The organism is Paenibacillus sp. RU5M (genome assembly GCF_900221055.1).
Taxonomy (GTDB): domain Bacteria; phylum Bacillota; class Bacilli; order Paenibacillales; family Paenibacillaceae; genus Paenibacillus; species Paenibacillus marchantiae.
In genome coordinates, this window is the sequence record NZ_OBQM01000001.1 from 187,160 (window position 1) to 201,321 (window position 14,162).

6 protein-coding genes and 2 pseudogenes are annotated in these 14,162 nt (G+C 39.5%); 6 read left to right on the forward strand and 2 right to left on the reverse strand.

The window, feature by feature from the left end; genetic code table 11:
* The 6 genes and pseudogenes from CRO25_RS00985 to CRO25_RS01010 all read left to right on the forward strand — a co-directional run bounded on the left by CRO25_RS00985 (position 1) and on the right by CRO25_RS01010 (position 10,494).
* Entirely contained in the window at positions 1–4,188 is a 4,188-nt protein-coding gene (locus CRO25_RS00985; RefSeq protein ID WP_179132086.1) for a TIGR02680 family protein, read from the forward strand.
* A gap of 196 nt (positions 4,189–4,384) precedes the next feature.
* Positions 4,385–6,511 (forward strand): protein kinase, encoded by a 2,127-nt coding sequence (locus CRO25_RS00990; RefSeq protein ID WP_079694141.1) that lies wholly within the window; start codon positions 4,385–4,387, stop codon positions 6,509–6,511.
* Positions 6,512–6,601: 90 nt separating this feature from the next.
* Positions 6,602–6,756, forward strand: a pseudogene (locus CRO25_RS34230) (DUF255 domain-containing protein); the annotation flags it as partial.
* A 307-nt stretch (positions 6,757–7,063) separates the two neighbouring features.
* Positions 7,064–7,339, forward strand: a complete 276-nt coding sequence (locus tag CRO25_RS01000; RefSeq protein ID WP_079694140.1) for a hypothetical protein — start codon at positions 7,064–7,066, stop codon at positions 7,337–7,339.
* A gap of 184 nt (positions 7,340–7,523) precedes the next feature.
* Positions 7,524–9,767, forward strand: coding sequence for a protein kinase (locus CRO25_RS01005; RefSeq protein ID WP_079694299.1), 2,244 nt, complete (start codon positions 7,524–7,526; stop codon positions 9,765–9,767).
* 442 nt (positions 9,768–10,209) lie between these two features.
* Positions 10,210–10,494, forward strand: coding sequence for a DUF6809 family protein (locus CRO25_RS01010; protein WP_256863572.1), 285 nt, complete (start codon positions 10,210–10,212; stop codon positions 10,492–10,494).
* Positions 10,495–10,661: 167 nt separating this feature from the next.
* Here CRO25_RS01010 and CRO25_RS01015 read toward each other — a convergent pair whose 3' ends face one another.
* Positions 10,662–12,017: a right-handed parallel beta-helix repeat-containing protein gene (locus tag CRO25_RS01015; RefSeq protein ID WP_240321470.1), complete on the reverse strand. Its 1,356-nt coding sequence runs from the start codon at positions 12,015–12,017 to the stop codon at positions 10,662–10,664.
* 561 nt (positions 12,018–12,578) lie between these two features.
* Positions 12,579–14,078 (reverse strand): annotated as a pseudogene (locus tag CRO25_RS01020) (catalase); the annotation flags it as partial.
* Between the last annotated feature and the right edge of the window lie 84 nt (positions 14,079–14,162).

Genomic DNA, 14,162 nt, shown 5'->3' on the forward strand with positions numbered 1-14,162 from the left:
ATGACTAATCATACACAGCGTTGGAAGCCTCATCGCTTCATCCTATTTAATTATTGGTATTTTAATTATGAAGAATATTACTTCAAGAACGGAAGACTGTTACTACGTGGTCATAATGGTGCGGGAAAATCGATTGCCATGAATACGCTTTTTACATTCATGCTAGATGGAAATAAAGACCCTAAGCGGTTGGATCCATTTGAGTCAAGTGACCGCAAGTTTTATGACATCTTGCTTGGAGAAGAGTCGTTAAACAAGGACATTATCGAACGCATTGGTTATGTTGTGATTGAATATAAGTTGACGAACACGGAGCAGTATATCACGACGGGATTTGGACTACATTCAAAACGGAAAAACAGAAGGTTGGAAGATGCCTGGGGGTTTGTGATTCATGACCGTCATCGGCGTATTGGGCGTGGACCAAATCCGATCCCACTCTATAAGGTAGAAGTACTAGATGATTCACCAGAGCAAATTCCCTTAGATAGAAAACAAATAACAACAGAAATCGGCGAGAGTGGTACGGTCGTTGATAGTAAAGATTACGCGGAACTGATTAATAAGCAACTGTTCAAGTTTCCGGATGTAACAGGACTTAAGCTTTTTACTGATGTACTCGTACGGCTTAAGAGTCCTAAATTAACTAAAGGAGGAGGGCCGGACGATTTAAAAGAAACCTTGAACGAATCATTACCGCCATTATCCGATTATGAATTGTCCGCTTTAACTACTACCGTGGAAGCACAAGACCAAACACAGCGGGAAATTCTAAAGACGCAAAACGACCTTGGTTTTGCAACGAAACTGGATAAAGGTTTTGACGATTATGTTTCATACGTATTTGCGGAGAAGGCTAAGTATTATTTGGAAAGCAAAAATGCGTGGGATACCATTGTTTTGGAACATCAGAGAGTACAAAAAGATATCGAAACCAAAAGTGTTGACTATGATGTGACCGAGCAAAAACTCCGAAACCTTGAAAGTGAAATTGAAGGATTGAAGCAAGCAAGACAGGAATTGGGGCATGAAAAAATAGTGGATTTGGATGACGCTCTTCAAACTGCCAGAAAAGAGCTAGCGCGGATATTGAATGAGATATCCGCCAAAAAGAATCGATATGAGTTAAATGAGAAATCATTAATGGATGCTAATAACGAACGGCGTAATATTGAGAATGAATTGTGGGCAATTGATAAAGAACTTAAAGTCGCGTTGGAGAGTCTGGAGGAACTGGGGATAGATTCGGCATTTGAAGACATCTATCTGGCATTCTCTGACCATTTCAAACGGAATGAAAAAAATGGGGATTATCTTTTTTTGAATTGGGATTCTGAAATAAGAATCAGGCTTCAAAGACTTGGAGGACTTCTCAAACAAATTAAAGAGCTGGACCAAAAGAAGCGCGATCTAGATGGTATGAGACACCAAATTGAAGTGAGACAAGAAGTTCTTGAAAACGAAAGAAAAAGGCGCACTTCTCTTGCGAATATCTATGATTTGGAACGAAACAACGCTTATATAGAGCTTGAAAATTGGATGAATGAATTAACAGTTCTTGTGCTTAGCGTTAATAGTAGTACGAGTGTGAAACGGATGTTTAATGGATATCTGGAAAATGTGACTGAGGAGCAATTGATGTTGCCAATCTCGGGTGAGTGGGAAGAACAAGTGTCCCAATGCATTAAAAAGCAAGCATGGCTAGAAGCACAAATTCGATTAAAGGTTGAAGAAAGAGATATTACTAAAGAAGAAGTTGTTGTTCTTGAGAGAACTGATGAAATTGAACCTGAACTTCTGATAGCCAAGGAGAACCAGATACGGAAGTTCAAAGAAAAAGGAATACCATATGTACCTTTTTACGCTGTGGTTGATTTTAAAAAGAATCTTACTGAGGAGCAGAAGTCACGTTTGGAATCGGTACTTACTGAAACTGGTATACTAACCTCGCTGATTGTACCCGCTAACCGTTATAACGAAGCATTGTCTGGAACGGTTCTAAGTACTCATCAGGCTCAGGTACCAAACAATCTAACAAAGTACTTAGATGTTTCGGTTTCGGATACTGGTGATGTGAGTCATGATGATGTGCTAGCAGTTCTGAAGGGGATTTCGGTTTCTAATGAGGACGTTCATTTTGTAACAGCTGATGGAACATTTAAAGGTTCTTTTATAGCCGGAACTGCTTCACAGTATGGTGTAGCCAAATATATTGGAAAGCATGCGCGGGAACAAGAGAGACTTCGTATAATTGCAATGTTAAAAGAAAAGGTTGCTGCTCTTAAGCTTGAAATTGATGAGCTAGAAGTACTTTCTAATGAAAGTAAAACGCGACAAAGAAAAATTGAAGTTGAGTACCGGTCATTCCCAAAATTTCCGGCTCTAAAGGATGCCAAAGAAAAATTTGAAGTCGTTGCAAAACGCATTGCAGAATTGTTAGAGCCTGAGATCTCGTCGTTAAATGAAAAATTCAAGGAACAAAACACCAGCGTGGAGATACAAATTAGGAACCTAAATGTAGAGTTCGTAGATATCACTATTGAGAAGAATGAGCAAGCCGTAAATGATGCGTGTGATGGCTTACGAAATTTTGAGCGAGCATTATCAAATCTGAAGAGTTCTTACCGTTCCCGAGGGGATAAACAAAGTCTTCTAAAGAATCAGGATGACAAGATAAGTACTTTTAAAGATGTTATGGATGTGGCAAGGGCCGATGTTCTATCACTTGATGGGAGAATCAAAAGCATAGATACACGAATAGAAAGCTATGAAAAGCAGTTACAAGATATTGGCGCGGATAATATTCGAAAGCTTGCCCAAAGTATTAACGATAAGCTGGAACAATTTCCGATAGACCAAAGGGCTCTGGACAGGGAACTTAGTGATTTGAAAAACGAATTGGAAAATCTTCGTGAACGTCTTTCGACTGGTGCTCAGAAAGAACTTTTTATGCAAGAGCTTGTTTTGGCATGGGAAATTGCTTTGTTTCAAGATGTAAAAGAATTCAGCGGAAAATTTGAGCTTGAAATCGAATCAGAAACGGTATCGCTTGCTGAGAGTATCATGTCCAAGTTCGGGCAGCTCCTCTCGAAAAAGGATAGAGTAAAAAATAAAAGCGAGTTAGGCAATGTTTTCTCATATGCGGATAAGGGCTTACCAGAATACAATTTGACGATGGAACCGTTAGAATTTAGAGTCGATTTTTCTCATATGTCTATTGAAGATGAAAGTCGTGTGGAAATGCTTAAAATGATAGCCAGACGTGAAAAAATTACATTAGAGTATCAGTCGCGTCGAGTTTCGCCCTCGTTTGCCAAAATCAAACTGGCCGAGCAAGATAAAACGCTTGCAGAGGTAATGGATGAAAAGGATCGTGAGATTTACGAAGATATCCTGATTAATCATGTGGGAGAAACCATAAAAAACAAAATTCAAAATTCAAAAGATTGGGTAGCACGTATCAATACAATAATGGAAAAGACGCAGAACTCCAGTGGACTAAAGTTTGATGTCGAGTGGTCACCCAAAAAGACTGACAGTGAACAAGAACTCGATACGCTAGAATTGGTTCGATTTCTAGAGAAGGATCCTATGTGGCTTGCGGATCCCGATAGGAAAAGGATAGCTCATCATTTTCGTTCCAAGGTATATGAGGCGAAACGCAAAGCAGAGTTGAGCGGTACGTCGACCTTCATGGAAGATATTAAGTCAGTCTTGGATTACCGTGAATGGTATGAGTTCATTATTTACTACGAAAAAACAGGTGAAAAGCGCAAAGAAATGAAGAAAAGCAATTACAACACATTCTCTGGTGGTGAGCGAGCAATGGCGATGTATACTCCACTTCTAGCTGCTGTTGATGCACGTTTGCAAAATGCTCATTGTGAAGCTCCTCGTATATTTGCATTAGACGAAGCGTTTGCAGGCGTAGATGATAACAATATCAAAGAAGCGTTCAAAGTTATTGAGATGTACGACTTTGATTACACGTTAAACTCTCAATCCTTATGGGGATGTTTCGATGTAGTGCCTGATCTTTCGATTTATGTTCTCAATCGAATGGGGAATTCAAATCTTGTTAATTCAATTTCTTACTCTTGGAATGGCATTAAGAAGACACGTGTAGAAGAGCCTTATGAAGCAAACGAGGACATTCAATCTTCAGTTGCTCAGGTTACATTGTTTTGAGTTATTTAGTGTTCACCACGTGCAGCGGAGGTGAATGAAATTCTTCATGAAGGTGACAAATAGGACTAATTATGAGGAATAATGTGACAAGATGATGGGTTTTCTATTACCCTTATGTTCTCTTAAAAAGATGAAAGAACTTAGCATAATATGCTTGCTAAAAGCTTATAGAAAAATAACGGAGGAAACTGGATAGATGAAATCATCATTACAGCAATTAGTCGAGATTTTCCGGAACATCGATGGCTTTAACAGAGTGTTCTTGCTTTTTCGTCAAAAATATAGAAGTTATGGAAGAATTACCAGAAGTACGATAGTTAATCTTGAAGATCCAACATCTGATGAATTGCGGGTATTAAACGGTTTTTTTGGTTCGGTTTATAGAAATGAGAAGGTAATCCCAATTGCCGCTGACAAAATTGAAAAGGAAATTCGGAATAGTAAATATCGAGAATTATTCAATGGATATGATCTAAATGATTTATTAAAAATGTACTACGGGGGGGAACTAACTTCAAAAAGTGAAGACAAGCAGCTTTATGATACGGAAAAGAAGAAATTTTTCCAAACACTTTTGAGTGATTATCCGATGGAAAGTTCATTCTACCAATTCATTTTATTTATCAAGACTTATAAAAATGCACCATTTATTCATATTATGCACAAAAAGAGGCCGGACTCCTTAAAACATTTGCTCGAATTAATTAATAAAATATTTAATTACCTCCCTTTAAGGAGTAACTTCTATTTACCAATGCTTGCTTATGAGTTTACTGGTGATTATGACTACTTCAGTCCTAAATCTGATGGCGGTAAAATGTTGTTGTTTGCATTACAAGTATTAAATCATTTGACATTAGGAACTGAAGTCATTCCAAACCCAAATGAAGAACAGATTGAAGATATTTTAAAAGGGAATAATATTTTGTTCTGTCCAGATGCTACTAAAAAAACAAATCGATTATGGATTTTAGATAATGAAGAGGAAAGAGATTATCAATTAATTCCCTTAAAAAAGATTGGTGAAGGATCCTTTGCAGAAGTATATAGAGTGTTTGATCCTATATTAAAAAAAGAATTAGCATGTAAAGTTCTTTTTGAAAGATCCCGTATGTTTAATAATAATGAAGTAGAAGGAGACGATCATTATCTCCGATTCAAAAGAGAAGTGAAGTTTCTAAAAGAGAAAGCTTCTCATAGAAATATAATTGAAATTAGCAAAATACAACTAGTGAATGAGCCATTCCTTTTCACAATGCCTCTGGCAGATGCTTCATTAGATGAATGGTTGGGACTGAATTCCAATATATCGGAAGATATAAGAATAAGTATTTTTAAAGATATTTTAAGTGGTATAGCTTATCTTCATGACCGCAAAATTAGTCATCGAGATTTAGCTCCTCATAATATTTTGTTATTTAAAGAGAGTGACGGGACTATAGTAGTAAAAGTTGCTGATTTTGGGCTAGCAAAAGATAAGCGATCACAATCGAAATCAACAGGACTCTTTGTTTATGGTTATGGAAGAGCAGGTTATACCGCTCCAGAACAATTAAACAGTTTGAAGAGTGCCGATCATTTATCTGATATTTATTCATTAGGTGCAATGCTCTATTATTTATTCAGTGGGAGATCACCAGAAGAACGATACAGGAAGACAGTAAAATATCAGCTAATTGTTATGAAGGCTATGGAGGAGGAGCGTACTAAACGGTATCAGACAACTAAAGAACTTATTGACGACATTAATCTTATGGATAGAAAAAGTATGAGAAAAGAAAATTTTCCTTTTTACAGTTTGGAAAATTATGAATTTAAAGATTTCTCCACCGATGTTAATTTTGTTTTAAAGTGTATTGCATCAGTTCAAGTTGAGGATTCTGATAGGGTTATTGAAAAGTTTATAGTACCATTCAAATCAATTCCGATAAATGTATTTGTGGAGTGTGCCAAATATGACGCACTAATGATTCCTTTTGTACAGATGACTGAAGAAAATATATCCAATATATCAAATAATAATGAAGCGGACTGGGACCAAGTATCTTTACTTATAGATTGTATTTACTATGAGACACAAAATATAGCATTACAAATAAATGTTACAAGGATATTAATGAATATTGCATTGAAATTTCATAATCTTATGGCGCAATCATTACTTGTTGGTGTCCTAGTGTCAATGAACAGTTTTACTTTAATATCTCAACAAGTAGCATTTATAATTGAAACAAATTATTCGGATTATCGTGATTTGCTGAAATGTTTGTTACAGGAAATTGAATACCCTCATGAGATACATGGAATATTGAATGATTACTAGTTGAAAACTTCCAACTCAAGTCCTACCTCACCTTTTTAGCTAAACTGAGCTTAAGCAATATTTTATCCAAACCCAACGATGCGATACTCCATGACAACTCATAAAGTACCCAATAGATTAGTCACGAATAAGTCGCGTATTTGCTGCAACACGCGCATAACCCGGTGAACTGGTTTCCATGGTCGGAAGAGGACTTTGAAGTCGCTAGGCGCAACAACAAGCCTATCTTCTTAAATATTGGGTATAGATGATTTTAGTAACACACACGTACCTGTAATTGATGGGATGTTCGCGTGAATCAATTATTTAAAGAAGCTTCTGCTGGTGTTTTGGCGGAAGTTTTTTGTTTGACGTATCAGAATAATATTTGTAATATTATTCCAAATTATAGTATAATAAGAAGATAGACTATAGGTTTCAAGTTTCGATTTATTCGTTTATTTGATTGTATTCTGTAGATTGACGAAACTTCGTGAATATAGGTCAAAGCGCAGGAATTGAAAGAAGCAGAAGCGGGCGCTAGACAAGCTGAATGAATCGTATGAAGAGGACATGATAACGAAACAAGTGTTTTTAGAGCGCAAGACTGTTCGTTCAAGGCAGATACAGAAGCTGGAGGAAGAGTTGAAGGATTGGCGGAAGGTTGTAGTAGATGAAGGGAATTATCCGACTGTGGAGCAGATATATGAGCGGATAGGGGAGTTTAGGGAGTTGTGGAGCGTCGCGGTGACAAGTGAAGAGAAGAATCGGGCGTTGAAGAAGCTGGTGAAGCAGATTGTTTATGATCGGGAAGGGAATCGGGTGGAGTTGACGGTTTGTTATAGATAGTCGATCTATTAAGAAACTTATATTACTAATAGTTCAAAGTTCCTAAAACTAGAGGGGTTAGAAAAGAGGAAATAGTCTTATTTTGCAGAAAGTATAAATATGAGATTATACAGAATTGATAAGCTACATAACCTTAATTAAATATTTCATTAAGTGGTTTGAGATGATACGAGAGGTGTTTATTATGTCTAAAAATAAAAAACGCAGAGATCAAAAGAAAGATTGGGAAGATCGTTTCGATGTTATTAGGGAATTGGGGATGGGTGGAAATGCCAAAGTATACCATGTTATAAGAAAATTGGACAAATCTGAATTCGCATTAAAGCATCTATATAATAAAAATGAAGAGAAGAAATGTAGATTTATTGATGAAATTCGAGTAATAATAAATAATTGGAAAAGTATAGATGGAATCATTCCAATTGAAGAACATTCTGAAGAAGAGTTTTGGTATACTATGCCAATTGCTGTACCTATATTAGAATATATAAAAGCCTCAAAGGAAACTTTAGAAGATATTATAGATGGAGTCATTCAGCTTTCTGCAACGCTACATAAATTACATTCCAAAGGAATTTCTCACAGAGATATAAAGCCATCTAATATATATTTTTATAGTGGAAGATACTGCTTTGGAGATTTTGGATTAGTTGAATTTCCAGATAATCCAAATGATTTCACAAAGTCGGATAAAGGTCTAGGAGCTATCTTTACAATTGCCCCAGAAATGAAACGTGATCCTAAAAATGCCGATGGGAAAAAAGCAGATGTCTTTTCACTAGCTAAAACAATGTGGATGTTACTTACAGAAGATGACCGAGGATTTGATGGAGTGTATGATTTCCTTGATAAAAGCCATAGTCTGCGTTTTATGGATCGATTTAAAAATGACCATCTTGTGGAATTAGAAGAATTGATGGAAAAATCTACTGATAACAGTCCCGAAAATAGACCTAGTATTGATTTATTCATGAAGAAATTGGAATTTTGGTCAGATGTGTTTAATGATTATGAGAAATCACAAGCTAGTGATTGGAATTTTTTGAATAAATACCTATTTGGAAATAACCCTCCAGAATCTACTGTATGGAGAAATGTGGAGAAAATAGTGAATGTCTTAAATGTAATTGGTACACTGCCGGCATATAATCACATCCTATTCTCTGACGGTGGCGGACTTGATTTTAGTAGGGCAGAGCAAGCTAATGAAATTGGGTGTATATATTTATATGATTCAATTGGATTTTGTTTTGTTGTAAAGCCAAGTTGTTTACGATATGAGGGGTTTAATGAGGATAATACTTGGAATTATTTTTTGCTTGAATTAGACGAATTGGTACCAATTATTTTTGATTATGCCTCATCCTATGAGTATCTTGTGGAAGACTATCCAGGAAGTTATGTTTCTGCAGATTATTCACAGTATGGTGTTTATGATTATGATAGCGGCAAGCCACTTCCAGATAACTATAAACTTGTGAGCAGATATATAAGAGGGAAATTTTTAATAGTCTTAAAAAATGGTCCGTATAATGCGATCTCTGCTACATATGATGGTAGACATGGTGACTGTAATAACGATAGGTTTAGAGAGTATATTAGCAAAATTATCCAAACAGTTAATACCCTGAAGTGTAGAGGATTTGATGAAGATCACATTTTGAATAGCTCAATTTTTACTGAAAATCCATTCAAAATAACGAAAAAGATTGAAAGGACTACTAAAAAAGAAAATGGTAAAAATACAAGGGAATTCATAAATAATAATCACCAAAAATGGTGTTTTGTGGATTATATGGTAAGTGAAAAGACTAATGAAGAGAATATCGTTTTTAATATTACATTTAGAGCAAATAGTGACTCGTATTTGCCTTTGTATTCAAGGGAAAAGTTGTACCTTTGTAAAGATGGCTATATAAAAAGTTTAAACGAGGAAAATTTAACAGAGGCATACTGTATTTATAAGAGAGAAGAGGCATTGCACTTACTTGAACAATGTACTGATTATATTAATAATATTCTTTTTAAAAATGGGTTTGATTTACTTGAGTATGAACAATATTTTTCAATAACTCTAAAAAAGTTTGGAAAACCAACTCATTTATTTACAAAATTTGAAATAGAAGAAGCTATGCGAATATCTGATGACCGTAACAATAACATGCTAGTAATTGATGAGAATGGATATGCTAAAGTTATCCAAGATATAAGCAAGGGGATATTATATCCAGTAAGACATGAATCATGGAATGCTGGAAATATATATGTTGGAAAATATTCTAAACTTTCGACATTAGATGATGTTTACATATCATCTTTACAAGGGTGGTTAATGTACTTGGATTCGGGAAAAAAAATGTATATGGACTATGTGCATGAGAATAAAGATATAGATAGTCTAATACAAGAAATTAAAAAGTATTATTAAATGGCTACTTATTGACCCACACTTACCTATCATTGATGAGATATTTCAATCAATTTGCATAATTATTCTTCAAATATAAGTTGAGGCTAAGTATTCAGTAGTTTGCTTAGCCTCAGTTTATATTTGAAAAAACAATTCTTATTTAACTGAAGGATAAGGTTTTCTTTCATCCTTTCCGATATAAAAAGATAATTCATTCTGTTCAGATGGTAATCATACTGTTTTAAGCAAAATAGCGGTTGGGGTGTCCAACTCGTCACGCTCATAGTTACTAAAATCACATTGACATAAGCCAAGATAATTGGCCATCTGGTGTTAGGGAGATGAGTTAACTTTTACTTCGACTTAATCTCACAAAAAAAATACAATTCTAGCGTATTTCCCGCTAAATCCCCATCCTACCTCATTCTTTGAGTTACAATCTACCTGAGGTGACCTTACCATGAAGGATAACATGTCAAATCTGATCGAGGATTTATTTCACGGGAACCTGCGGTTGGACGAGTCGATTCATCCTGAGCATGTCGAATATCAAGAGATCAATCGCCAAATATTGGACCTCATGCAAGGCTACAAAACAAAGTTTACCGAGAACGAATATGATGCTTTGGAGCAATTAGTAGACCTGATCGGACAGTCCACATCTATGTTGTTGAAGCAGCGTTTGAGCAAGGTTTTCGCACAGGCGGTAAACTCATCATTGAGGTTTTATGCAAACCGTGAGTAACTATCAATCCATAAGTCAGCAGGGTATACACAGCAACTCAAAAATCCCCTTCACCAATACCAGCAATTCGGCTGGCATGGAGAAGGGGATTTTATGTTTATTCTGTAGCATCTTTTACTCCACATGTGCACTCAACACACATGTTTACTCTAAACTAACCAACCAACTTACCGCGCCCCAATATTCGTACCCGATGGCGTACCCGATCCAATCAGATCACTGCCAGTGGCAAGCTTCAGGAAGTCGCCCAGGACAGGCGTTCCATCCGCGCTGCGTGTCACCGAAGGTACGAGGGAGACAAAGTCGGCTGCGCTGGCGAGCAGGCCTTTGTCGTTCACGCTCTTCTTGTTTTTCCACCAGACGTTGGTGCTGCTGACGTCGGTTCCGCTGGTTTTGTCGCTGGCGCCGCCTTCGAAGGACAGGTTGTTGGTGAAGATATGTGTGCCTACATCAAAGGCAAAGTTGCTTTGGCCATTTTGCCAGGACGTATTGTTTTTCATCTGGATTGAACCGGGATTGCTGTTATAGGTGAAGCCGTGCTTTTTATTTTGAAAAGCAATGCTGTTCTCCACGATGTGATTCACCGCGATTTTCTCGCCGCCCAGCTTGAAGCCGTTACCGTCACTATTGGAGGTGGATGTACCATCCGAAGTCTGCCCATTGTGATGGGAGATGCTGTTGCGGATCGTTACGACGCCAATGGCGCCCGTATCTGTTTTGCTGTACAGATCCCAGCCATCGTCCACATTATAGGCAGCGATACAACCGTCGAACAGGTTGCCCGGGCCAACCGTCAATTTGGCGGCAAAGCCGTCCGCATCTTCTCCGTCATCCGGATCATAGTTATCATGGGAATAGGAGCGAATAATCTCGTTATAGGCAGGCCATTCGCTGTTTGCCGCAGTCGAAGCATAACGTCCGAGTTGGATGCCAGTATCCCGGTTATGATGAGCTTCGATCTGTTCCAGACGGTTGTAACTGCCCCCGATAAAGATACCGTTGTCGCCCGCGCCCTTCACTTCAAGTCCTTTGACGAGCCAGTAGTCTCCGAACATTTGCAGCCCGCGATTGGTGGAGGCGAAGGTTTGGGCCGAGAAATCAAAGATAGGCTTTTCCGATCCGTACGCCACCAGATTTTTGCGCTGTCCTGATGAACCACTGTTGCCTCGCTCAATCGTAACCGTTTCCGAGAAGCTGTAGGTACCGCCGCGCAGATATATCGTTTTGCCCGGTGCGATCTGGGTCAACGCGTTAGCCAGTGACGTAGGACTCGCGAGGGTTCCGGGATTGCTAGCCGAGCCGCCAGGAGCGACATATAGATCACCTGCAGCGAGTGCGATACTGGAGGTAGCCACAGAATCAGAAGAATTTTGCAGTCCGCTATCGATCAGTTCCGCCGCACCAGCCGATCCACCGCCGAGCAATAATAGAGGGAACGCGGCACTTAGGCAGATGTGAGTCATTTTCGATTTCAGCGAACGTTGAGATGATGCATGAGCAGAAGTAATAGGGAATAATTTCATTAAGCAAACCTCCTTAGTAATTGGGAAATGAAGTCCTAGAGGACACAGATTCATGGTAAATGTTGTGAACGTTATCATCAATAATCATTTGATCAGATGGACACAACCTACTGATAAGCCTCGTATAACTGGTCGGAAATGGAAATTCATATGAGTAGCGTATAATCCTGCGCTCAGTTCATGTCCCTCATTTAACAGGGGATCATCTGAAATTAACGTAGAAAGAGCCCCTTTTCGCAGCAAACGGCATGATCCATACCTCCAATCAACCGAAATCAACCTTATAAATATTTAAAATAGAAGGGCCCCACATGATCAGCTCACAGGTTGCTCAGGTTGAAACGCCAAATACCCCCGATAGCAGCTGCTTAAGCAGTCTTTGCTACCGAGGGTTAATTAACGAACCTATACGTTTCTATATAACATGTCCTTTACCTTAAAATACGCCTTAACTAAACCAGCCAGTGCTTAATATGGATCTGCTTCATGGCTGCGCTTGGCGGCCTGTTCCACTGTGGGCTCATGCTTGGGCTGGACCGTGGCACTGTCATCCGTTGAGACGGCGGATAATCCTTCCGCTACCCGGCGTCCATAATCGGCATCCGCTTGTGTGAAATGGGAGATCATGCGCTCGCGGATATCCGGTTTGCATGTGGCTAAAGCATCTACCAGATTGCTGATCAGCTCGTCTCGCTCCCAATCTTCAAACGAACGGTAGGTATCCCCGGCTTGTCCGAAGTCATTGGTACGCTCAATTTTCTCGCGAACAAGATGACCCTCAATAAGAGGTTCATGCTCCTTGCCACGTGGGGTTGCTTCTTTTAAGCCGCCCAACGAGGAAGGTTCATAGTTGACGTGTGGATTCTGACCTGGTGCACGGTCGACCTGATATTGCATCTGCCCGCCGCTCTGATTGGTGGCAACCCGATTTTTGGGTGCATTAACTGGCAGTTGCAGATAGTTGGCACCGACCCGGTGACGCTGGGTATCCGAGTAGGAGAAGGTGCGGCCTTGCAGCAGTTTATCATCCGAGAAATCCAGTCCATCCACCAGTACACCTGTGCCAAACGCTGCTTGTTCCACTTCATTAAAGTAGTCTTCGGGATTGCGGTTTAGCGTCATTTTCCCAACCGGCAAAAACGGAAACTGCTCTGGCGGCCACAGTTTGGTCGGGTCCAGCGGATCAAAATCCAGTTCTGGATGCTCGCCGTCCTCCATAACCTGAACGCACAATTCCCATTCCGGGTAATCTCCTTGTTCAATGGCGTGATACAGGTCGAGTGTAGCGTGGTTAAAGTTCTGCCCCTGAATATCGCTAGCGTCTTTTTGGAGCAGGTTGCGTATGCCTTGATTGAGCGGTTCCCAGTGATATTTAATGAGCACGCCTGTGCCTTCCTGGTTCACCCATTTGTATGTATTGACGCCCGACCCCTGCATTTGTCGATAGTTGGCCGGAATTCCCCAAGGGGAGAAGAGAAACGTAATCATATGGGTGGCTTCAGGACTGAGCGAGACAAAATCGAAAAACCGTTCCATATCTTGTGCATTGGTCAACGGGTCTGGCTTGAAGGCATGCACCATATCCGGGAACTTGAGCGGGTCACGAATGAAAAAGATTTTCAGATTGTTGCCCACCAGATCCCAGTTGCCGTCCTCGGTATAGAATTTCACAGCAAATCCGCGCGGGTCCCGAAGCGTCTCCGGTGAATGTCCACCGTGAATAACCGTAGAGAACCGAACAAATACGGGCGTTTCTTTGCCTTTTTCCTGAAATAGACGTGCGCGTGTATACTTCGATACCGGTTCATCCCCGGCCGTTCCATACGCCTGAAATACGCCATGAGCGCCAGCGCCGCGGGCATGGACCACCCGTTCCGGAATGCGTTCGCGGTCAAAATGGGTGATCTTTTCGAGAAAGTGATAATTCTCCAGTGTAGTCGGTCCCCGGCTGCCAACGGTTCGAACATTCTGATTGTCCGTGATGGGATGGCCTTGCCGATCCGTTAATGTCTCAGGTGCCTTGTCTGAGGAATGCTCAGGTTGTGAAGACTGATGATTCATGGAGCACCGCCTTTCCTTTTGATGGATTCGAATATATATTTTCCCTGCAAGTCGGTTCTATACATCGTTTTCATTAAAAAAAGC

What these genes read in the sequence shown, in the direction of transcription:
- CRO25_RS00985 (WP_179132086.1), top strand. Translation starts at nt 1, where the DNA reads ATGACTAATCATACACAGCGTTGGAAGCCTCATCGCTTCATCCTATTT.
- CRO25_RS00990 (WP_079694141.1), top strand. Translation starts at nt 4,385, where the DNA reads ATGAAATCATCATTACAGCAATTAGTCGAGATTTTCCGGAACATCGAT.
- CRO25_RS01000 (WP_079694140.1), top strand. Translation starts at nt 7,064, where the DNA reads ATGATAACGAAACAAGTGTTTTTAGAGCGCAAGACTGTTCGTTCAAGG.
- CRO25_RS01005 (WP_079694299.1), top strand. Translation starts at nt 7,524, where the DNA reads ATGTCTAAAAATAAAAAACGCAGAGATCAAAAGAAAGATTGGGAAGAT.
- CRO25_RS01010 (WP_256863572.1), top strand. Translation starts at nt 10,210, where the DNA reads ATGAAGGATAACATGTCAAATCTGATCGAGGATTTATTTCACGGGAAC.
- CRO25_RS01015 (WP_240321470.1), bottom strand. Translation starts at nt 12,017, where the DNA reads ATGAAATTATTCCCTATTACTTCTGCTCATGCATCATCTCAACGTTCG.